This window comes from Streptomyces graminofaciens (assembly GCF_030294945.1).
Lineage (GTDB): Bacteria > Actinomycetota > Actinomycetes > Streptomycetales > Streptomycetaceae > Streptomyces > Streptomyces graminofaciens.
This window is the reverse complement of the sequence record NZ_AP018448.1, coordinates 10,231,778-10,251,169: the sequence shown is the minus strand read 5'-3', so window position 1 is coordinate 10,251,169 and position 19,392 is coordinate 10,231,778. Positions and strand designations below refer to the sequence as shown.

Annotated in this window: 19 protein-coding genes; 8 read left to right on the top strand and 11 right to left on the bottom strand. The window is 70.8% G+C overall.

Annotated features, from left to right (window positions below; all coding sequences use genetic code 11):
* Positions 1-30 precede the first annotated feature (30 nt).
* The 3 genes from SGFS_RS45125 to SGFS_RS45115 all read right to left on the bottom strand — a co-directional run bounded on the left by SGFS_RS45125 (position 31) and on the right by SGFS_RS45115 (position 3,993).
* Complete coding sequence (locus tag SGFS_RS45125; protein ID WP_286258311.1) at positions 31-1,002, bottom strand: aldo/keto reductase; 972 nt, start codon at positions 1,000-1,002, stop codon at positions 31-33.
* Positions 1,003-1,289: 287 nt separating this feature from the next.
* Positions 1,290-2,720, bottom strand: coding sequence for an argininosuccinate lyase (gene argH, locus SGFS_RS45120; RefSeq protein WP_286258310.1), 1,431 nt, complete (start codon positions 2,718-2,720; stop codon positions 1,290-1,292).
* Positions 2,721-2,799: 79 nt separating this feature from the next.
* A complete protein-coding gene (locus SGFS_RS45115) occupies positions 2,800-3,993 on the bottom strand; it encodes an argininosuccinate synthase (protein WP_286258309.1) in 1,194 nt (397 codons plus the stop codon).
* A gap of 195 nt (positions 3,994-4,188) precedes the next feature.
* Here SGFS_RS45115 and SGFS_RS45110 point away from each other — a divergent pair, with 195 nt between their 5' ends.
* The 5 genes from SGFS_RS45110 to SGFS_RS45090 all read left to right on the top strand — a co-directional run bounded on the left by SGFS_RS45110 (position 4,189) and on the right by SGFS_RS45090 (position 9,196).
* Positions 4,189-5,109 (top strand): hypothetical protein, encoded by a 921-nt coding sequence (locus SGFS_RS45110; RefSeq protein ID WP_286258308.1) that lies wholly within the window; start codon positions 4,189-4,191, stop codon positions 5,107-5,109.
* 200 nt (positions 5,110-5,309) lie between these two features.
* The gene (locus SGFS_RS45105; RefSeq protein ID WP_286258307.1) at positions 5,310-5,897 is read left to right on the top strand and encodes a pyridoxamine 5'-phosphate oxidase family protein; all 588 of its coding nucleotides are present in this window, start codon (positions 5,310-5,312) and stop codon (positions 5,895-5,897) included.
* Between the two features lie 183 nt (positions 5,898-6,080).
* On the top strand, positions 6,081-7,418 hold the full coding sequence (locus SGFS_RS45100; RefSeq protein WP_286260373.1) for a ferredoxin reductase family protein: 1,338 nt from the start codon (positions 6,081-6,083) through the stop codon (positions 7,416-7,418).
* A 166-nt stretch (positions 7,419-7,584) separates the two neighbouring features.
* Positions 7,585-8,397 (top strand): FMN-binding protein, encoded by an 813-nt coding sequence (locus SGFS_RS45095; RefSeq protein ID WP_286258306.1) that lies wholly within the window; start codon positions 7,585-7,587, stop codon positions 8,395-8,397.
* A gap of 4 nt (positions 8,398-8,401) precedes the next feature.
* Positions 8,402-9,196 carry an FAD:protein FMN transferase gene (locus SGFS_RS45090; protein WP_286258304.1) on the top strand — a complete coding sequence of 265 codons (795 nt, stop codon included), beginning with the start codon at positions 8,402-8,404 and terminating at the stop codon, positions 9,194-9,196.
* A 100-nt stretch (positions 9,197-9,296) separates the two neighbouring features.
* On the opposite strand, the gene SGFS_RS45085 is transcribed toward SGFS_RS45090, so the two are convergent.
* The 5 genes from SGFS_RS45085 to argC are packed head-to-tail and all read right to left on the bottom strand — an operon-like array spanning position 9,297 to position 14,154.
* Positions 9,297-9,833: an arginine repressor gene (locus tag SGFS_RS45085; protein WP_286258302.1), complete on the bottom strand. Its 537-nt coding sequence runs from the start codon at positions 9,831-9,833 to the stop codon at positions 9,297-9,299.
* A 7-nt stretch (positions 9,834-9,840) separates the two neighbouring features.
* Positions 9,841-11,067: an acetylornithine transaminase gene (locus SGFS_RS45080; RefSeq protein WP_286258301.1), complete on the bottom strand. Its 1,227-nt coding sequence runs from the start codon at positions 11,065-11,067 to the stop codon at positions 9,841-9,843.
* The gene (argB, locus tag SGFS_RS45075; protein ID WP_286258299.1) at positions 11,064-11,981 is read right to left on the bottom strand and encodes an acetylglutamate kinase; all 918 of its coding nucleotides are present in this window, start codon (positions 11,979-11,981) and stop codon (positions 11,064-11,066) included. Before argB ends, SGFS_RS45080 begins: the two co-directional genes overlap by 4 nt.
* Positions 11,978-13,129 carry a bifunctional glutamate N-acetyltransferase/amino-acid acetyltransferase ArgJ gene (argJ, locus tag SGFS_RS45070; RefSeq protein ID WP_286258298.1) on the bottom strand — a complete coding sequence of 384 codons (1,152 nt, stop codon included), beginning with the start codon at positions 13,127-13,129 and terminating at the stop codon, positions 11,978-11,980. The genes argB and argJ overlap by 4 nt, the downstream gene beginning before the upstream one ends.
* Positions 13,126-14,154, bottom strand: a complete 1,029-nt coding sequence (gene argC, locus SGFS_RS45065) for an N-acetyl-gamma-glutamyl-phosphate reductase (protein ID WP_286258296.1) — start codon at positions 14,152-14,154, stop codon at positions 13,126-13,128. The genes argJ and argC overlap by 4 nt, the downstream gene beginning before the upstream one ends.
* 312 nt (positions 14,155-14,466) lie before the next feature.
* Here argC and SGFS_RS45060 point away from each other — a divergent pair, with 312 nt between their 5' ends.
* Together SGFS_RS45060 and SGFS_RS45055 are read left to right on the top strand one after the other, a co-directional pair.
* The gene (locus tag SGFS_RS45060; protein ID WP_286258293.1) at positions 14,467-15,699 is read left to right on the top strand and encodes a GNAT family N-acetyltransferase; all 1,233 of its coding nucleotides are present in this window, start codon (positions 14,467-14,469) and stop codon (positions 15,697-15,699) included.
* A 184-nt stretch (positions 15,700-15,883) separates the two neighbouring features.
* The gene (locus SGFS_RS45055; protein WP_286258292.1) at positions 15,884-16,279 is read left to right on the top strand and encodes a hypothetical protein; all 396 of its coding nucleotides are present in this window, start codon (positions 15,884-15,886) and stop codon (positions 16,277-16,279) included.
* Between the two features lie 17 nt (positions 16,280-16,296).
* Here SGFS_RS45055 and SGFS_RS45050 read toward each other — a convergent pair whose 3' ends face one another.
* Complete coding sequence (locus tag SGFS_RS45050; RefSeq protein WP_286258291.1) at positions 16,297-16,689, bottom strand: DUF5997 family protein; 393 nt, start codon at positions 16,687-16,689, stop codon at positions 16,297-16,299.
* 83 nt (positions 16,690-16,772) lie between these two features.
* On the opposite strand from SGFS_RS45050, the gene SGFS_RS45045 reads away from it, so the two are divergent.
* Positions 16,773-17,540: a LysR substrate-binding domain-containing protein gene (locus tag SGFS_RS45045; protein ID WP_286258289.1), complete on the top strand. Its 768-nt coding sequence runs from the start codon at positions 16,773-16,775 to the stop codon at positions 17,538-17,540.
* 16 nt (positions 17,541-17,556) lie between these two features.
* Here the strand turns inward: SGFS_RS45045 and SGFS_RS45040 are convergent, their stop codons facing one another.
* Together SGFS_RS45040 and SGFS_RS45035 are read right to left on the bottom strand one after the other, a co-directional pair.
* Positions 17,557-18,015 carry a hypothetical protein gene (locus SGFS_RS45040; protein ID WP_286258287.1) on the bottom strand — a complete coding sequence of 153 codons (459 nt, stop codon included), beginning with the start codon at positions 18,013-18,015 and terminating at the stop codon, positions 17,557-17,559.
* A gap of 41 nt (positions 18,016-18,056) precedes the next feature.
* Positions 18,057-19,259, bottom strand: coding sequence for a DUF6745 domain-containing protein (locus tag SGFS_RS45035; protein ID WP_286258286.1), 1,203 nt, complete (start codon positions 19,257-19,259; stop codon positions 18,057-18,059).
* Positions 19,260-19,392: the final 133 nt, after the last annotated feature.

Genomic DNA, 19,392 nt, shown 5'->3' with positions numbered 1-19,392 from the left:
TCTCATGCGGGGACTTCCTCAGGGTTCTGCTCAGTGCCAGGGGAGCTGACCGCGCTTCTCCCAGTACGTCCGCGGTTCCTCGACGAGCCCCGAGAGCCTTGTCAGCTGGTCCTCGTCGAGGTCGACGACCGCCGCGTGCAGGTTGGAGGCGAGGTGGTTGGTGGTGGCGGCGCCGGAGAGGACGACACCGGCCCACGGCTGGCGCAGCACGAGCGCGAGGGCGACCGCGTCGCAACCGAGGCCCGTCTCCGCGGCGACCGTCTTCAGCGCGGCCGGGGCGTACGGGTCCGCGAGGCGGCCGTTCGCCATGCCCTCCTTGACGATCACCGTGAGCCCGGCGTCGTGCGCCTCGGCGAGGGCGGGCGCGGCGGAGGTCTCCAGCGCGTTGTACGTCGACTGGACGGTACGGAAGAGGGGCTCGCCGTCGACGGTCACGGCGAGGGCGGCGCGGACGGCCTCCGCCTGGGCCGGGCCGCTGGTCGAGAAGCCGATGGTGGTGCCCTGGGCGGCGGCCTCCGCCAGCTTGGCGTGGAGTTCCTTGTCGGTGAGGGCCGGGCTGTCCGGGGTCACCGAGTGGATCTGGTAGAGGTCGAGGCGGGCGCCGAGCAATTCGGTGCTTTCGGCGCGCTGCCGTTCGTACGTCTGGACGCTGTGGTCCTTGACCTCGTGCTTCTCGGCGTCGGTGGTCCAGTCGGCGGTGTAGATGTAGCCCCATTTGCTGCCGACGACGATGTCGTCGATGTCGGGGCGGGCCTTCAGCCAATCGGCCAGGAACTCCTCCGAGCGGCCGTATGAGCGGGCCGCGTCGAAGTAGCGGACGCCTTGGGCGTAGGCGGCGTCAAGGAGTTCGTGGGTGCGGGTGTGCAGCGCCTCGACACTGCGGTCCTCTCCGAGGTCGTGGTCTCGGCCGAGGTTGATGTAGCCGGGGCGGCCGACTGCGGCGAGGCCCAGTCCGATGTGGCAGGTGGGGGTTGTCGCTGTGGCCAGTCGGGTGAAGGGCATCGCGGGCTCCGTTTGGTCGGGTCCGGTACGGCTTCGACCAAACCTAACCCGCGATGACCTTTGGGGGGTGGCTTGCTGCGTGGGTGGGCTCGGGGTGTTTTTCGCCCCCGCCGCCCCTACCCGTCCCATCCTCCAGGGGCTGTGCCCCCTTCGACCCCCCTTCGCCCCCTGCGCCTCCGAGCTCGGGGGGCGGCTGGGGTGGCGGGTGCGGTTGGGGTGGCGGGTGCGCGTGCGATGTGGCTTGTCGCGCAGTTCCCCGCGCCCCTTAGGGCGCGCAGCCCCCTTGCCTACTTCTGCTTCGCCGTCGCCCACTCGTGCTGGGCCGCCACGTTCGTCTTGATCTCCGCCAGTTGGATCGCCACCGCGCTGGGGGCCGTGCCTCCGCGGCCGTTGCGGGAGGCAAGGGCGCCCGGGACGTTGAGGACCGTGCGGACCTCGGGGGTGAGGTGGGTGGAGATCTTGGCGAACTGGTCGTCCGTCAGGTCGTTCAGTTCCTTGTTCTCGGCCTCGGCGGCCTTGACGCACTCGCCGGCGACCTCGTGCGCCACGCGGAACGGGACGCCCTGCTTGACCAGCCACTCGGCGATGTCGGTGGCGAGGGAGAAGCCGGCGGGGGCCAGTTCCTCCATGCGCTCGCGGTGGACCGTGAGGGTCGCCATCATGCCGGTGAAGGCGGGGAGCAGGATCTCCAACTGGTCGATGGAGTCGAAGACCGGCTCCTTGTCCTCCTGGAGGTCACGGTTGTAGGCGAGGGGCAGGGCCTTCAGCGTGGCCATCAGGCCCGTCAGGTTGCCGATCAGACGGCCGGACTTTCCACGCGCCAGCTCCGCGATGTCCGGGTTCTTCTTCTGCGGCATGATCGACGAGCCCGTGGAGAACGCGTCGTGCAGGGTCACGAAGGAGAACTCCTTCGTGTTCCAGATGATGACCTCCTCGGCGATCCGGGAGAGGTTCACGCCGATCATCGCGGTGATGAAGGCGAACTCCGCCACGAAGTCACGGGAGGCCGTGCCGTCGATGGAGTTCGCCGAGCTGCCGTGTTCGAAGCCGAGGTCCTTGGCCACCGACTCCGGGTCCAGGCCGAGGCTGCTGCCCGCCAGGGCACCCGAGCCGTACGGCGAGACCGCCGTGCGCTCGTCCCACTGGCGCAGGCGCTCCGCGTCCCGGGACAGGGACTGCACATGCGCGAGGACGTGGTGGGCGAAGAGGACCGGCTGGGCGTGCTGGAGGTGGGTGCGGCCGGGCATCGCCACGTCCGGGTGGGCCTCCGCCAGGCCGATCAGCGCGTCCTGGAGCTCGGCGATCAGACCGCCGACCGTCCGGGCGTGGTCGCGCAGGTACATGCGGAAGAGCGTCGCCACCTGGTCGTTGCGGGAGCGGCCGGCCCGCAGCTTGCCGCCGAGGTCCGGGCCGAGGCGCTCCAGGAGGCCGCGCTCGAGGGCGGTGTGCACGTCCTCGTCGGCGATGGTGCCCGCGAAGGAGCCGTCGGCGACGTCCGCCTCGAGCTGGTCGAGGCCGGCGATCATCCGCGTCAGCTCGTCGTCCGTGAGCAGGCCCGCCTTGTGCAGCACGCGCGCGTGGGCGCGGGAGCCCGCGATGTCGTAGGGCGCCAGCCGCCAGTCGAAGTGGACGGACGCGGACAGCTTCGCCAGGGCCTCGGCGGGACCGTCGGCGAAACGGGCGCCCCAGAGCCGTACGTCACCGCTGTTGCTGCTCACTTGCGTTGCTCCTAGAGAGATACGGATGTGCCGCCGCCTCCCCACCCCGAGAGCGAGGAGGCGGTACTCACGCTACTGCTTACGCGAGGTCCCGCTTGGCCGCGATCTTCGACGACAGGCTGTAGATGTCGATGAAGCCCTTGGCCGCGGTCTGGTCGAACGTGTCGCCCGTGTCGTACGTGGCGAGGTCGAAGTCGTACAGCGACGACTGCGAGCGGCGGCCGGTGACGACCGCGCGGCCGCCGTGCAGCGTCATGCGGATGTCGCCGGAGACGTGTTCGTTGGCCTCGTCGATGAAGCCGTCGAGGGCGCGCTTGAGCGGGGAGAACCACTGGCCGTCGTAGACCAGTTCGCCCCAGCGCTGTTCGACCTGGCGCTTGTAGCGGGCGAGTTCACGCTCGACCGTGACGTTCTCCAGCTCCTGGTGGGCCGTGATCAGCGCGATCGCGCCCGGGGCCTCGTACACCTCGCGGGACTTGATGCCGACGAGGCGGTCCTCGACCATGTCGATCCGGCCGACGCCCTGGGCGCCGGCGCGCTCGTTCAGCTCCTGGATCGCCTGGAGGACGGTGACGGGCCTGCCGTCGATCGCGACCGGGACGCCCCGCGCGAAGGTGATGATCACCTCGTCGGGGTCACGCTGAACGGCCGGGTTCCGGGTGTACTCGTAGACGTCCTCGATCGGGCCGTTCCAGATGTCCTCCAGGAAGCCCGTCTCGACGGCGCGTCCGAAGACGTTCTGGTCGATGGAGTACGGGGACTTCCTGGTGGTCGCGATCGGGAGGCGCTTCGCCTCGCAGAAGGCGATGGCCCTGTCGCGGGTCATCGCGTAGTCGCGGACCGGGGCGATGCAGGTGAGGCCGGGGGCGAGGGCGGCGATGCCGGCCTCGAAGCGGACCTGGTCATTGCCCTTGCCCGTGCAGCCGTGGGCGACCGTCGTGGCGCCGTGCTTCCGGGCGGCGGCGACGAGGTGCTTGACGATCGTCGGGCGGGAGAGCGCGGAGACCAGCGGGTAGCGGTCCATGTAGAGGGCGTTGGCCTTGATCGCCGGGAGGCAGTACTCGTCGGCGAACTCGTCCCTGGCGTCGGCGACCTCGGCCTCGACCGCGCCGCACGCGAGGGCACGCTTGCGGATGACGTCCAGATCCTCGCCGCCCTGGCCGACGTCGACCGCCACGGCGATGACCTCGGCGCCGGTTTCCTCGGCGATCCAGCCGATGGCCACGGAGGTGTCCAGACCGCCCGAGTAGGCGAGTACCACGCGCTCAGCCACGGGTTCCTCCTCGACGCCGCCCCTTCACTGTCATGCATGAGTATGCAGCACTCTGCATGAATCGTCAATTTGAGAGAGCGCGAGAAAGCTTTGGAAGAGGCTTGAACAAACGAAACCGCTTGCTCGTACCTCTCCCCGAACGCAGGCGCCGCGTTTTGTAAACGACGAACTCCCCGACCCGAGTGAGGCATCCGCATGTCCAGGGCTCTTCCGAAGTACAACAAGCGTCGCGTAGGCATCATCGGCGGCGCCGCCGCGGTCGTGCTGTCCGGAGCGGTCATCGCTGGTTCCGCCCTCGCCGGAGAGAGCAACAACAACAACGGTCAGAACGCCGGTGCCGCGGCCTCTCCCGGCACGATCACCTGCCCCGCCGTCGAGGGCAGCCTCCCGGAGATCCCCGCCTCCGCCCAGGCCGAGGTCACCCGCAACCTGCAGCTGCTCGACACGCAGATCCAGGAAGCCAACCAGCGCCTGATCGACACCGTCGGCCAGGGCGGCCCCAACTTCGTCCAGAACGCCATCCTCGGCCCGCTGGAGGACAAGCGCATCGCGGTGCTGAACCGCATCGAGACCGCGATCGGCCGTACCGCCGCCAAGCCCGAGGGCCTGGAGCAGCTCGCCCCCTGCCAGCTGAACCAGAACGGTGACGCGGGCGCGGGCGAAGAGGCCGGTGCCGGTCAGGAAGCGGGCGCGGGCGAGGAGGCGGGCGCCGGTCAGGAAGCGGGCGCCGGTGAAGAGGCGGGCGCGGGCGAGGAAGCCGGTGCCGGCGAGGAGGCCGGGAACGCGGGCGAGGGCGCCGAGGACGCCGACAACGCCGGGGCCGCGGGCACCATCACCTGCCCCGAGGTCGAGGGCAGCCTGCCGGAGATCCCCGCCTCCGCCCAGGCCGAGGTCACCCGCAACCTGCAGCTGCTCGACACGCAGATCCAGGAAGCCAACCAGCGCCTGATCGACACCGTCGGCCAGGGCGGCCCCAACTTCGTCCAGAACGCCATCCTCGGCCCGCTGGAGGACAAGCGCATCGCGACGCTGAACCGCATCGAGACCGCGATCGGTCGCGCCGCCGCCAAGCCCGAGGGCCTGGAGCAGCTCGCCCCCTGCCAGCTGAACCAGTAATCACCGGCCAGGCGTGACCTCCTGCGCTCCTCCTGAGCGACAGGGGTCCCGGCCGCCCCGCGCGCCGGCCGGGGCGGCCATGGAAGACCTGATTCCGGGTGGATCCCAGCGATGGTGATCCACCCGGAATTCCCCATTGGTGAACACGGACCTGACAATTCCTTAGACAGGCAAAGCACTTCCGTCGATAATCGTTAGACATGGGAAAGACTTACGAGCGCATCGACGGTCGCCTGCGTACGTTCATCGAGGCGCAGCCGATCTTCTTCACCGCCTCCGCGCCCCTCGCCGCCGACGGCACGGTCAACCTCTCCCCCAAGGGCCTCAAGGGCTCCTTCGCGATTCTCGACGAACGGACCGTCGCCTACCTGGACTTCGCCGGTTCCACCGCGGAGACCGTCGCGCATCTGCGGGAGAACGGCAGGATCACCCTCATGTGGTGTGCCTTCCAGGGACCGCCCAACATCGTGCGTGTGCACGGCCGGGGCGAGGCGATATTCCGCGACGACACGCGCTTCGGCGAACTCCTCACCCGCTTCCCGGACATCGACCCGTCCCTGCACGGCCTGCGCGCGATCATCGTCGTCCACGCCGACACCGTCCGGGACAGCTGCGGCTACTCGGTGCCGTACATGACGTACGACGAGGACCGGGACCTGCACGCCCGGCGCTTCGCGCGGGAGGACGACGAGTCGCTCGGCGCGTACTTCGCCAAGAAGGAACACATCGCGACGAGCCTGGACGGACTCCCCGGGCTGCCGCTGCCGTTGCCGCCCTCCGCTGTCTGACATCCTCCGCCGGAAGTCGTCCCGCATCCTCCGCCGGAAGCGGAACAGCACTTTCGCGAAACGGTTCTTTACCCCCGTTGAACATACGGCACTCGCTGCACGTACGTGTGGGCCAAGGGTCCAGCCCACCACGGAGGAACCGTGTCCACGATCGCCGGAGGTCGCGCCGCGCGGCGCCAGACGATGCGCCGCATCCGACCTCGCCGCTCCCCCGCCGTCCCGCTGCTGCTCGCCTTCTGGGCGGGCGCGGCCGGTGTGGTGTGGCTGTGGTGGGACAGCACTCCGTCCATCGCGGACACCAACAGCAAGATCCTCAACGCCGGACGGATCACCGGCCTGCTCGGCGGGTACCTGATGGCGCTGGTGGTGCTCCAGATGGCCCGGGTGCCCGCTCTGGAGCGCCGCGTCGGCTCCGACCGGGTGGCCCGCTGGCACGCGATGACCGGCCGCTACACGATCTGCCTGGTCGTCGCGCACGTCGTCCTCACGATGTACGGCTACGCCCTCCAGGCCGGCAAGACCTTCGGCGACATCGTCCAGCAGACCATCGACTCCATCAACCAGCTGCCGGACATGGGCAAGGCCGCCATCGGCACCGGCTTCCTCGTACTCATCGGGCTCATCTCGATCGGCCCCGTGCGCAAGCGGATCCCGTACGACCTCTGGTACCACACGCACCTGCTGACGTACGCGGCGACGTTCCTGACCTTCTGGCACCAGCTCTCCACCGGCAACGAGTTCGCGGTCACCCCGGTCGCGAAGACCGTCTGGTACGCGCTGTACGGGTCGGTGACGGCGCTGGTGGTCTGGTACCGGATCCTCACCCCGATCCGGCTCAACATGCGGCACCGGCTGCGTGTCGAGGCGGTCATCGAGGAGTCGCCCGGCATCGTCTCGGTGCTGATGAGCGGGCGGAAGCTGCACCGGATGGGCGCGGAGGCCGGACAGTTCTTCCGCTGGCGGTTCCTCGCCCCCGGTATGCGGTTCAGCTCGCACCCGTACTCGCTGTCGGCGGCGCCCCGCCCCAACATGCTGCGCATCACGGTCAAGGCGATCGGCGACCACAGTTCGGCGCTGCGCGACCTGGAGCCCGGCACCCGGGTGTGGGCCGAGGGCCCGTACGGGGCGCTGACGGCCGACAAGCGCAGCCGGGGCAAGGTGCTGCTGGTGGCCGGCGGCGTGGGCATCACCCCGATGCGGGCCCTGTTCGAGACGCTGCCCGGCGCGGCCGGTGACCTGACCCTGCTCTACCGGGCCAACAGCACCCAGGACCTGGCCCTGTGGGACGAGCTGGCGCAGATCGCCGAGGAGCGCGGGGCGCGGCTGATGTACGCGGTCAACAGCCCCGAGGGCGAACGCCCGGACATCTCCCCGGACTCGCTGCGCCGCAAGATCCCGGACATCGAGCGCCACGACGTCTTCCTGTGCGGGCCGCCCGGCTTCGCCCAGGGCGTGTACGAGGCGCTGCGCGGCGCGGGCGTCCCGACCCGCCGTATCCACCACGAGTCGTTCGAGATGTGAGCGACACCCCGCCTTCCCCCACGGGATCCCCCCTCCCCGAGGGTCCACCGGGTCCGCTCCCCGGGACCCTCGGGGACCCCCTTCTCCGGGCCGTCACGCCCGACGGGGCTCACACGCCCCACCACTGCCACCCCACGAACTTCAACCTTCAGGAGCTGAAGGAGCGATGAAGAAGAGCCATCCCATCCGGCGTACCCTGCTCGCCACCGCCGCCACGGTGTCCGGCATCGTGCTGCTGCTGTCGCTGAAGCCGGCCTCGGACCCGGCCGGTTCGGTACAGGCGGCCCCCCAGCAGACGGCGGGAGTTCCTTCGGCTCAGGGCGGGCAGGGGGCGGCAGCCGGCGCGCAGACCCTCACCGGCAAGGCCGTGCAGACCCAGTACGGCCCGGTCCAGGTCAAGATCACCGTCACCGGCGGCAAGGTCACGCAGGCCGAGGCCGTGCAGGCACCGAGCGGCGGCCGCAGCACCGAGATCTCCGGCAACGCCGTGCCCAAGCTCAACCAGGCGGCCGTGACCGCGGGGACCGCCGACATCGACGCGGTCTCGGGTGCCACGTACACCAGCGCCGGTTACAAGGAGTCCCTCCAGTCGGCCCTGGACCAGGCGGGCAGCGCGCAGGGGTCGGGGTCGGGTGAGGCTCAGGCGGGCGGCGACACCCAGGAGTCGGGCGGCGGCGGCGCGGACACCGGGGGCGGGGCCGCGACGGGCACACAGGTGCTCACCGGGTCGGTGGCCCAGACCCAGTACGGGCCCGTCCAGGTCCGGGTCACCGTCGTCGGCGGCAAGATCACCCAGGCCGAGGCGCTGCAGTCCCCGAGCGGCGGCCGCAGCACCCAGATCAGCGGCACGGCCATCCCCCAGCTCAACAAGAACGCCGTCGCGGCAGGAAGCGCGGACATCGATGCTGTCTCAGGCGCCACGTACACAACCGGCGGATACAAGGAGTCCCTCCAGTCCGCGCTCGACCAGGCGGGCTGACCCGGTGGCCGATCCCGCCGGGGCGGCCACGCCCTCCCAGCTGCGGCACGCGGAGGAGGTCATGGGCACCGTCTTCTCCTTCGACGTGCGAGGAGGCGAGCCCGTCGCGGTCAAGACCGCGCTCGAAGAGGCGGTGACCGGCCTGCACGCCGTGGACGAGGTGTTCAGCACCTACCGCGAGCACAGCCAGATCTCCCGGCTGGCCCGGGGCGAGCTGACCATCGAGGAGTGCGACCCGGAGGTCGCCGAGGTGCTCGAACTGTGTGCGGAGGCCGAGCGGTTGAGCGACGGCTGGTTCAGCGCCACGTACGAGGGCCGCTTCGACCCGACCGGCCTGGTGAAGGGCTGGGCCACCGAGCGGGCGGCGCTGCACCTGGTCGAGGCCGGGGTCACCGGAGTGAGCGTCAACGGCGGCGGCGATGTGCAGCTGTGCGGTGTGCCGGGCCCACAGCGCCCCTGGCGGGTCGGCGTCTCGGACCCGCTGCGCCCTGGCGTACTGGCCGCCGTGGTGACCGCCGCCGGCACGGACCGCCTGGCGGTCGCCACCTCGGGCACCGCGGAGCGCGGCGCCCACATCGTCGACCCCCGCACGGGCAGGTCCGCGGTCACCGACCTGGTCTCCGTGACGGTGGTCGGCCCCCGGCTGACCTGGGCGGACTGCTGGGCGACGGCGGCGTTCGCGATGGGGTCGCGGCAGGCTCTGGCGTGGCTGGAGTCGCTGCCGGACACGGAGGCGTTGCTGATCACGGCGGGAGACGAGGTGCGGTGCACCGGGGGGCTGGCTGCCCGCTTGGGCTGAGCAGATCTTTTGTCTTCCAGGACCACGGCACCGCATCGATGTGCGGCTCCGCCGCGTGGGCGCGGGCGACCGCACACAGCCCGCGCCCCAAGACACGACATCAGTGGTTGTTCTGAGCCAACCGCAGCAGATGATCCGCGAGGGCCTGTCCTCCGACCGGATCCCGGCTGATCAGCAGCAAGGTGTCATCACCGGCGATGGTCCCCAGAATGTCGTGCAGCTCGGCCTGATCGATGGCCGAGGCCAAGAACTGAGCAGCCCCCGGCGGCGTACGGAGCACCACCAGGTTCGCCGAAGCCTCCGCGGAGATCAGCAGCTCCTGCGAAAGCCTCCGCATCCGCTCTTCCTTCGCCGACTCGCCCAGCGGAGCCCGAGGGGTCCGGAAACCGCCCTCGCTCGGCACCGCGTAGATCAGATCGCCGTCGTTGTTGCGGATCTTCACCGCGTTCAGCTCGTCCAGGTCCCGGGAGAGCGTCGCCTGGGTGACGCTCAGCCCGTCGTCGGAGAGGAGCTTGGCCAACTGGCTCTGCGACCGCACCGGTTGCCGGTTGAGAATGTCCACGATCCGCCGGTGGCGTGCGGTGCGGGTCTGCGGCACGGCCGGGCCCGCCTGGTCGTGCTCCTGCGCCTGGCTCATCGTCGTCTCATTCTCCGGATCGTCCGCCCTCACTGGCCGCGTGCGCTGCCCGCGCCGCGTCGAGGATGCCGGGAAAGGCCTGGAGGAAGGCGTCCACCGCAGCGTCGCCGATGTTCAGGGCCGGCATCAGCCGTACGACATCGGGGGCGGGCGCGTTCACCAGGAAACCGGCGTCCTGAGCCGCCTGTTGCGCCAGGGGCGCGAGCGGCTCGGTGAGCACGATACCCAGCAGCAGGCCCGCGCCACGGACATAGTCGATCATCGGGTGGGCCAGGGACTCGATTCCGTCCCGCAGCTTCTCGCTCTGCCGCTTGACGTTGTCCAGCAGGCCCTCGGCCTGGATGGTCTCCAGAACGGCGAGTCCGGCGGCGCAGGCGACCGGGTTGCCGCCGAAGGTCGTGCCGTGGTGGCCGGGCTGGAGCAGTTCGGCGGCCCGGCCGAAGGCGACGGTCGCGCCGAGCGGCAGTCCGCCGCCGAGGCCCTTGGCGAGGGTGACGACGTCCGGCAGGACACCCTCGTGGGCCTGGTACTCGAACCAGTGTCCGGTCCGGCCGATCCCCGTCTGCACCTCGTCGAGGACCAGCAGCGAGCCGGTGGCGGCGGTGATGGCCCGCGCGGCCTTCAGATAGCCCGCCGGCGGGACGACGACGCCGTTCTCGCCCTGGATGGGTTCGATGACGACGAGGGCCGTCTCCTCGGTGACCGCGGCGGCGAGGGCCTGCGCGTCGCCGTACGGGACGTGCGTCACGTCACCCGGCAGCGGCAGGAACGGACCCTGCTTGCCGGGCTGGCCGGTGAGCGCGAGGGCGCCCATCGTGCGGCCGTGGAAGCCGCCCTGGGTGGCGACCATGTGGGTGCGCCCGGTGAGCCGGCCGATCTTGAAGGCGCCCTCGTTGGCCTCGGCGCCGGAGTTGCAGAAGTAGACCTTGCCGTCCCGGCCGAAGTGCTGGAGCAGCCGTTCGGCGAGGGCGACGGGGGGCTCGGCGATGAAGAGGTTGGAGACATGGCCGAGGGAGGCGATCTGTGTGCTGACGGCCTCGACGACGGCGGGGTGGGCGTGGCCGAGGGCGTTGACCGCGATGCCGCCGACGAAGTCGACGTACTCCTTGCCGTCGGCGTCCCAGAGCGTGCTGCCCGCACCGCGGACGAGGGGCAGCTTCGGGGTGCCGTAGTTGTTCATGAGCGAGCCCTGCCACCGCTCGGTGAGCTCTGCGTTCTTCGCGGTCTCGGTCATCCGGCATCCCCCTCTTGCTCCGCATCCGGCACGACCATCGTGCCGATGCCCTCATCGGTGAAGATCTCCAGCAGGATCGAGTGCTGGACCCGGCCATCGATGACGCGGGCGGTATGGACGCCGTTGCGTACGGCGTGCAGGCAGCCCTCCATTTTCGGCACCATGCCGGAGGACAGCTCCGGCAGCAGCTTCTCCAGCTGGGAAGCGGTGAGGCGGCTGATCACCTCGTCGCTGTTGGGCCAGTCCTCGTAGAGGCCCTCGACGTCCGTGAGGACCATGAGGGTTTCGGCGTCCAGAGCAGCAGCGAGTGCCGCAGCCGCCGTATCAGCATTGACGTTGTAGACATGTCCGTCGTCCTGGCTACGGGCGATCGACGAGACGACCGGGACACGGCCGTCGGCGAGGAGTGCCTCGATCGCGCCCGTGTCGATCGCGGTGATCTCGCCCACCCGGCCGATGTCGACCAGTTCGCCGTCGATCTCGGGCTGGTGCTTGGTGGCGGTGATGGTGTGCGCGTCCTCGCCGGTGATGCCGACGGCGAGCGGTCCGTGCTGGTTGAGCAGCCCCACCAGTTCGCGCTGCACCTGTCCGGCGAGCACCATGCGTACGACGTCCATGGCGTCCTCGGTGGTGACCCGCAGGCCCGCCTTGAACTCGCTGACGATGCCGTGCTTGTCGAGGGCGGCACTGATCTGCGGGCCGCCGCCGTGCACGACGACGACGTTGAGGCCGGCGTGGCGCAGGAAGACGACGTCCTGGGCGAAGGCGGCCTTGAGGGCCTCGTCGACCATGGCGTTGCCGCCGAACTTGATGACGACCGTCTTGCCGTGGTGGCGGGTGAGCCAGGGCAGCGCTTCGATGAGGATCTTGGCCTTGGGGAGCGCGGTGTGCTTCCGCGTGGGTGTGTCGCTCATGACGAGTAGGCGCTGTTCTCGTGGACGTAGTCGGCGGTGAGGTCGTTGGTCCAGATCGTGGCGGTCTCGGCGCCCGCGGCGAGGTCGGCGACGATGTGCACCTCGCGGTAGCGCATGTCGACCTTGTCGCGGTCCTCGCCGACGCCGCCGTTCTTGCAGACCCAGACGCCGTTGATGGCGACGTTGAGCCGGTCGGGCTCGAAGGCGGCGGACGTGGTGCCGATCGCGGAGAGCACGCGGCCCCAGTTGGGGTCCTCGCCGTGGATGGCGCACTTGAGGAGGTTGTTGCGGGCGATGGAGCGGCCCACCTCGACGGCGTCGTCCTCGGTCGCCGCGTTCACGACCTCGATCCTGATGTCCTTGGCGGCGCCCTCGGCGTCCCGGACGAGCTGCTGACCGAGGTCGTCGCAGACCTTGCGGACGGCCTCGGCGAACGCCTCGTACTCCGGGGTGACTTCGGCGGCGCCGGAGGCCAGCAGCAGCACGGTGTCGTTGGTGGACATGCAGCCGTCGGAGTCGACGCGGTCGAAGGTGACCCTGGTCGCGGCGCGCAGGGCCTTGTCCAGGGTCTCGCCGTCGACGTCGGCGTCGGTGGTGAGGACGACGAGCATGGTGGCGAGGCCCGGGGCGAGCATGCCCGCGCCCTTGGCCATACCGCCGACGGTCCAGCCGTCGCCCTGCACCACGGACGTCTTGTGCACGGTGTCGGTGGTCTTGATGGCGATGGCGGCCTTCTCACCGCCGTGCTCGGACAGCTGCGCGGCGGCCGTGTCGACGCCCGGGAGCAGCTTGTCCATCGGCAGCAGTACGCCGATCAGGCCCGTGGACGCGACGGCGACCTCGGCGGCGTTGAGACCGAGGGTGTCCGCGACCTTCTCGGCGGTGGCGTGCGTGTCCTGGAAGCCCTTGGGTCCCGTACAGGCGTTGGCGCCACCGGAGTTGAGGACGACGGCCGACACCCGGCCGCCCTTCAGCACCTGCTCGGACCACAGCACCGGCGCGGCCTTCACACGGTTGGAGGTGAAGACGCCCGCAGCGGCGACGCGGGGCCCGTTGTTGACCACGAGGGCCAGGTCCGGGTTGCCGCTCTCCTTGATCCCGGCGGCGATGCCCGCCGCCGTGAATCCCTTTGCTGCCGTCACGCTCACGGCGCAACTCCGATCGTCGTCAAGCCGGTGGTCTCGTCGAGACCGAGGGCGATGTTCATGCTCTGCAGGGCGCCGCCCGCGGTGCCCTTGGTGAGGTTGTCGATGGCGCTGATCGCGATGATCCGGCCCGCCGCCTCGTCGTACGCGACCTGCACCTGAACGGCGTTGGAACCGTAGACGGACGCCGTGGCGGGCCACTGTCCCTCGGGGAGCAGATGGACGAAGGGCTCGTCGGCGAAGGCCTTCTCGTAGGCGGCGCGCACGGACTCGGCGGTCACCCCGTCACGAGCCTTGGCGCTGCAGGTGGCGAGGATGCCGCGGGGCATCGGCGCGAGGGTGGGCGTGAAGGAGACGGAGACCGGCTCGCCCGCGACCCCGCCGAGGTTCTGCGTGATCTCGGGGGTGTGCCGGTGGCCGCCGCCGACGCCGTAGGGGGTCATGGATCCCATGACCTCGGAGCCCAGCAGGTGTGCCTTGGGCGCCTTGCCCGCGCCGGAGGTGCCGGAGGCGGCGACGATCACGGCCTCGTTCTCGGCGATCCCCGCCGCGTACGCCGGGAAGAGGGCCAGAGAGACGGCCGTGGGGTAGCAACCGGGTACCGCGATGCGCTTGGACCCCTCCAGCGCGGCGCGGGCACCCGGTAGTTCGGGGAGGCCGTAGGGCCAGGTCCCGGCGTGCGGCGAGCCGTAGAAGCGCTCCCAGTCCGCCTGGTTCTCGAGGCGGAAGTCGGCGCCCATGTCGACGACGAGCACGTCCGGGCCGAGCTGCTCGGCGACGGCGGCGGACTGCCCGTGCGGCAGCGCGAGGAACACGACGTCATGCCCGGCGAGGACCTCGGCGGTAGTCTCCTGGAGCACCCGGTCGGCCAGCGGCAGCAGGTGCGGCTGCAGGGCGCCGAGCCGCTGACCCGCGTTGGAGTTGCCGGTCAGGGCGCCGATCTCGACCTCGGAGTGCGCGAGCAGCAGGCGCAGCACTTCGCCGCCCGCATACCCACTCGCTCCCGCAACCGCTGCGCGTACCGCCATGGAATCCTCCTCTTAGATGGCATGACTATACGTTTCGTTGCACGTTTATGCAATCAGGGTGCGGATGCGCTGAAGTTCGCCGCGGCCGCCGGGACGGCTTTCGCCAGCGGGTGACGATATGCGGTGGTGAGCGGCCGGCCGTGCGGCAGGCGAGGATCACGCCTTGTTCGTCGGCGTCCACGACGGGCGCCGGCCGCCGACTCGGCCGCGACCCGGTCGTAATTCGCTTGTCTCCGGCCACGGGGCAACGTTGCACTGTGGCCGGACACCACGATTCGTGGCGCCCGGTATTTCGAGGAGGCAGCGGCGGCAATGGAGATTCGTTCCACAACCGATGAGGACCTTGACGTCTTCGTCGACACGGTCCATGCCGCGTTCGGGCGCTTCCCGGAAACCCCGATCGAGGGCGGTGGGCTCTGGTGGTCGGCGCTCGAAACGGACCGCTGCCTGCTCGCCCTGGCGGCGGACGGGCGGCCCGTCGGGACCACCGCCGCGCATTCCTTCGAGCTCACCCTGCCCGGTGAGACCGTCGTCCCGGCCTCCGGGGTGACCGCCGTCGGCGTCCTGCCCTCGCACCGGCGCCAGGGCGTGCTCAGCGCGATGATGCGGCATCAGCTCGCCGAGCTGCGGGCCCGCGGGGAATTCCTCTCCGTGCTGCTGGCCTCCGAGGCCCCGATCTACGGCAGGTTCGGCTACGGACCGGCGACCTACACGGCGCAGCTGACGGTGCCGCGCCACAAGGCCGCCCTCGCCGTTCCCCGGGCGCGCGGAGTGGCCGACGCGCCGGCGACCGGCTCGGACAACGGCTCGGTCGAGGTGCTGCGTCGTGCCGAGTGCGCAGAGATCCTGGAAGAGGTCTACGACCGGTACCGCCGCGCCCAGCCCGGCGCGCTGTCCCGGCCGCACCGCTGGTGGGCCTTGCGCGCGGGGCAGCCCCCGATCTCGCCGGCGCCGCGCTACGTGGCCGTTCACCGTGACGCCGACGGCGTCCCGGACGGGTACGCCAGCTACTCGATCGGCGAGCCCAACACCTTGACGGTCGACGAGACCATCGCCACCGACGACGCCGTCTTCACGGCCCTGGCCCGGTTCGTACTCGGACACGACCTGGTCTCTCAGGTCGTGTTCAAGCACGTCCCGCCCGAGCACCCGCTGCGCTGGCAGCTTGCGGACTTCCGCGCCGGCGAGGTGAGCGGCGACACGGACTGGCTCTGGGTGCGGCTGCTGGACGTCCCGCGTGCGCTGACCGCGCGCGGCTGGTTCATGGACGGCGAGCTCGTCCTCGACGTCGAGGACCCGTTCCTCGGCGAGCACGGCCGCTACCTGCTGACCGTCCGGGACGGCAAGGCCGACTGCGTCCCGACAGACCGGGAGCCCGACCTGTCCCTCGACGTGAGCGACCTGGGCTCGGTCTACCTCGGCGGCACGGCCCCGAGCACGCTCGTGCGTGCCGGACACATCCGGGCCCACCGCCCGGGCGCGGCCACCCTCGCTGACGCCCTCTTCCGCGCCGAGCGCTCCCCGCACTGCCTGCACTGGTTCTGACCGCGCGCTCACCGCCCCAAGCCCGGAAGCTCCTTCGCACCGTGGGTCAGAAACAGGGGTCCGGGGCCACCACAGCAGTGCAAACGCCCCACCCAATGCGCGTCGGGGCCACCTATCGGTCCTTGTCACAGATCGCGCCGGTGAACCATCGATCGGCCGCCGGCCCATCGGGCAGACTGCGGGCATGCAGCTCCCCGCCGAAGCCGTCGCCGCCACCGCGCTGATCGAGGTCGTGAGGATCTCCGCCCTTCCGGCGAAGAAGGGTGCCGCCTACCCCGGCAGGACGGTCGCCCACTGGGCGGGGAGTGAGATCGCCGACGCCCTGGCCCTGGTCGAGAACCTGCCCGGCAGCGCACAGCACCGCTGCGGCTTCTCACCGGGCTGGGGCGTCCGGGCGTACGAGGACTCGCTCGACCTGGCGCTGTTCGAGGCGGCGTTCTGCTTCACCTGCCACGAGGTCCGCATGCACGGAACGGCCGTGCCGCCGGCGCTGGCCACGCAGTTCTTCGACGCGGAGGCAGCGCAGGCGCAGGCACTGCTGGCCCTCTTTCGGGCGGCGGGAGCCTCGGGCCGGCAGTGACTCCTGGTGGGCGGGGCTCAGGAGTCCTGGGCCTCCCGCTCCGCGTTGCGCTTCTTGATGCGGGCCGCTTCCTTGCGGACCTCGGCCTGGGTGGCGCGCTCGCGCTGGAGCCAGTCGGGGTTGTCGTTCTTCAGCGATTCGATCTGCTCGGTGGTGAGCGCCTCGGTGACCCCGCCGCGGGCGAGCCCCGCGATGGAGACGCCCAGCTTCGCCGCGACCACCGGACGCGGGTGCGGGCCGTTGCGGCGCAGCTCCTCCAGCCACGCGGGCGGCTCGGTCTGCAGCGCGTTCAGCTCGGCGCGCGAGACGACGCCCTCCCTGAAATCGGCGGGGGTGGCCTCGAGGTACACACCCAGTTTCTTCGCCGCGGTGGCGGGCTTCATGGTCTGGGCGGTCTGGTGCGACGTCATGCTCTCCAGGGTAACGAGCGTGCGCGCCGCCTCTGACCACGGCCGACAGCGGCCTCGACGACCGCGACCGATAGCCTGGTCAGGTGACTGGCTCGGAGACTTCCCCCTCGTTCCGGCTCGCCTACGTCCCCGGAGTGACGCCCACCAAGTGGGTGCGGATCTGGAACGAGCGGCTGCCCGACATCCCCCTGACCTTGGCACAGGTACCCGCCGACGAGGCGTTCGCCCTGCTGCGGGGCGGCGACGCCGACGCCGGTTTCGTACGGCTGCCGGTCGACGGCGGCGACCTCAGCGCGATCCCCCTCTACGCCGAGACCACCGTGGTCGTGGTCCCGAAGGACCATGTCGTGGCGGCCGTCGACGAGGTGACCACCGAGGATCTGGCCGACGAGATCGTGCTGCACCCCCTGGACGACACCCTCGGCTGGGAGCAGCCGCCCGGGCAGCCCGCGTTCGAGCGCCCCGCCACCACGGCCGACGCGATCGAGCTGGTGGCGGCCGGTATCGGTCTCCTCGTCGTGCCCCAGTCGCTCGCCCGGCTCCACCACCGCAAGGACCTCACCTACCGCACGGTCACGGACGCCCCCGAGTCCCGCGTCGCCCTGTCGTGGCCGGAGGACAGGACCACCGACATGGTCGAGGACTTCATCGGGATCGTGCGCGGCCGGACGGTCAACAGTTCGCGGGGACGGACCCAGCCGGCCACCCAGAAGCAACAGGAACAGCAGCGACAGGAACAGCAGAAGCAGCGGAAACAGAAGCAGCAGCCGAAGGCCAAACCGCAGCGCGGCACCACCGCGGGCGGCACCCGGCGCGGCGGCAAGGGCACAAAGCCCCGCCGCCGCTCCTAGGGCCTGACGAACGGCCTCAGTCGGCGATCATCCGGTTCCCCATCCACCCCGTCCGCTCGGTGTTCCGCTCCCGTTGACGTCGTACGACGTAGCGGCCGGGCGCGATGCCGGTGCCGCCGTGCTCGGGGTGGATGAGGTAGGCGACGGCGGACGTCTCGAACATGCCGAGGGCCAGCCGCATGGGGTCGCGCACGCCCGTGGTCCAGCGGCAGGTGCCGGGCTCGGCGACCAGGGAGTGCGGGTTGCCTCCCGCGGCGCTGCGCAGCAGTTCGATCCCGGCGGCGGGCACCTCCTGCCACCGTGCCCCCGGGTGCGGACGGACATGGGGCGCCAGGAACGCGTAGGGGATGACGATCAGGTCGCCCTGGGCCTGGAGGCCGTCGACGACGGGGATGGTGACCTGGCGTTCGAGATGGTCGAGGACGTCGAGGCCGGTACGGGTGGTGAGGTCGGCGAGGGTCATGGGCGTGGTCATGTGCATCACCTGTGGGTGTGAAGGGGCTGAAGAACCGGAGGTCACGTACGGCGGACCAACCGCCCGTACTGCTCTCCCGACAGGCCGTACGTCCAGCCGGCCGCCGCCACCGGGTCGTCGAAGTGGGCGGGCACGCTCAGGCCGTAGCGGCGGTGGGTGCCGTCCGGTTCCATGGAGCCGTTGACGGCGAGGAGGAGTCGGGCGGGGCGGCCCCACAGCTCGCGGGGCACGTCGTAGAGGTGGAGTTCGGAGCCGGGGTTGCCGGGGTCTGCCGCCGTGCCGACGAGGCGGAGCCGGGCCTGTTCGATGTACGCGCCCCAGCCGATGCGCTCGATGGCGCTGCGCCGTACCTCGACATTGCGCTCGGCGTGGATGCGTTCGACGGTCGGAGCCGTGACCACCCAGGTCGGGACATGGGTGCCGTGCAGGACATGGACCTGGGTGTCGTCGGCGAACCGTACGGCGGGACCCTCCTCACGGTGGAGGCGGCGTTCGCCGTACAGGCCGTTCGGCAGGGGCTCGGTGTGGATCTCCACCGGGCGCTCGGCCATGACGCACCGGCCCTGCCCCGGCCACCACCAGCCGGTGGAGCGGGCGAGTTCCGCGAACAGGCCGAGCCGGTCGCTGTCCCGGCCGGGGTAGGTGACCAGGCCCAGGCGTGCCTGGACGTCGTAGCGGGCGACCCAGTACGCGTCGTGCTGGCCGTACCAGGTCGTGCCGTCCACGCCGCCGGTCACCGGCATCAGCTCGGCGCGCATCGGGGCCCGTACACAGCCGTGCAGGGTCGTGCGGAGCGCGTAGTGGACCACGGCGTCGGTGACGGCGTGCACAGGCATGCCCGCGGCGAGGAGTTCCTCGGCGGTCCGGGTGGTCGGCCCCTGCCATGAGCCGGTGGCCACGCGGTGGCCGATCCGCTCGCTCAACCGGTCCCGCAGGTTCTCGGCCAGGGTGGCGAGGCGGGCGGACACCGGCCATGCGTGCGGATCGTGGGGCAGTGAGCCGTCCCTCAACCGCAGGGGCGGGAAGGTGGGTGGATCGTCCCGCACGAGCGACAGAGCCGCCGTCGGCGACGGCACCCACACGAACTCCGGGGCGGGTTCACCGATCAGGCGATACAGCTCGGTGACGGCTGCTTCGGCCCGGGGACGGTCGGCCGGTCGTGCGGCCAGTCCGTGTCCGAGCCATTCGGCGCTCAGCTCGCGCGCCAGGTCGAGGGGGTCGGCTCCCGCACGGGGAGCGGTCACGGGGGTCACCGGAGGACTTCGAGGTCCGCCTTTCGCGTCATCATGCGGAGGATCGTGACAGCAACGCCCGGGACCCACAAGTCATTTACGCCAGGAGCCCGAGCGCGCTTCACAGCACACCCGGGCCCCTACT

Bases quoted from the DNA above. Each gene is read 5' to 3' on its own strand.
- SGFS_RS45100 (WP_286260373.1), top strand. From the start codon at position 6,081: ATGCGCCGCATCCGACCTCGCCGCTCCCCCGCCGTCCCGCTGCTGCTC.
- argB (WP_286258299.1), bottom strand. From the start codon at position 11,981: ATGAGCGACACACCCACGCGGAAGCACACCGCGCTCCCCAAGGCCAAG.
- SGFS_RS45095 (WP_286258306.1), top strand. From the start codon at position 7,585: ATGAAGAAGAGCCATCCCATCCGGCGTACCCTGCTCGCCACCGCCGCC.
- SGFS_RS45110 (WP_286258308.1), top strand. From the start codon at position 4,189: ATGTCCAGGGCTCTTCCGAAGTACAACAAGCGTCGCGTAGGCATCATC.
- SGFS_RS45040 (WP_286258287.1), bottom strand. From the start codon at position 18,015: ATGACCACGCCCATGACCCTCGCCGACCTCACCACCCGTACCGGCCTC.
- SGFS_RS45085 (WP_286258302.1), bottom strand. From the start codon at position 9,833: ATGAGCCAGGCGCAGGAGCACGACCAGGCGGGCCCGGCCGTGCCGCAG.
- SGFS_RS45055 (WP_286258292.1), top strand. From the start codon at position 15,884: ATGCAGCTCCCCGCCGAAGCCGTCGCCGCCACCGCGCTGATCGAGGTC.
- SGFS_RS45060 (WP_286258293.1), top strand. From the start codon at position 14,467: ATGGAGATTCGTTCCACAACCGATGAGGACCTTGACGTCTTCGTCGAC.
- SGFS_RS45080 (WP_286258301.1), bottom strand. From the start codon at position 11,067: ATGACCGAGACCGCGAAGAACGCAGAGCTCACCGAGCGGTGGCAGGGC.
- SGFS_RS45105 (WP_286258307.1), top strand. From the start codon at position 5,310: ATGGGAAAGACTTACGAGCGCATCGACGGTCGCCTGCGTACGTTCATC.
- SGFS_RS45125 (WP_286258311.1), bottom strand. From the start codon at position 1,002: ATGCCCTTCACCCGACTGGCCACAGCGACAACCCCCACCTGCCACATC.
- argC (WP_286258296.1), bottom strand. From the start codon at position 14,154: ATGGCGGTACGCGCAGCGGTTGCGGGAGCGAGTGGGTATGCGGGCGGC.
- SGFS_RS45050 (WP_286258291.1), bottom strand. From the start codon at position 16,689: ATGACGTCGCACCAGACCGCCCAGACCATGAAGCCCGCCACCGCGGCG.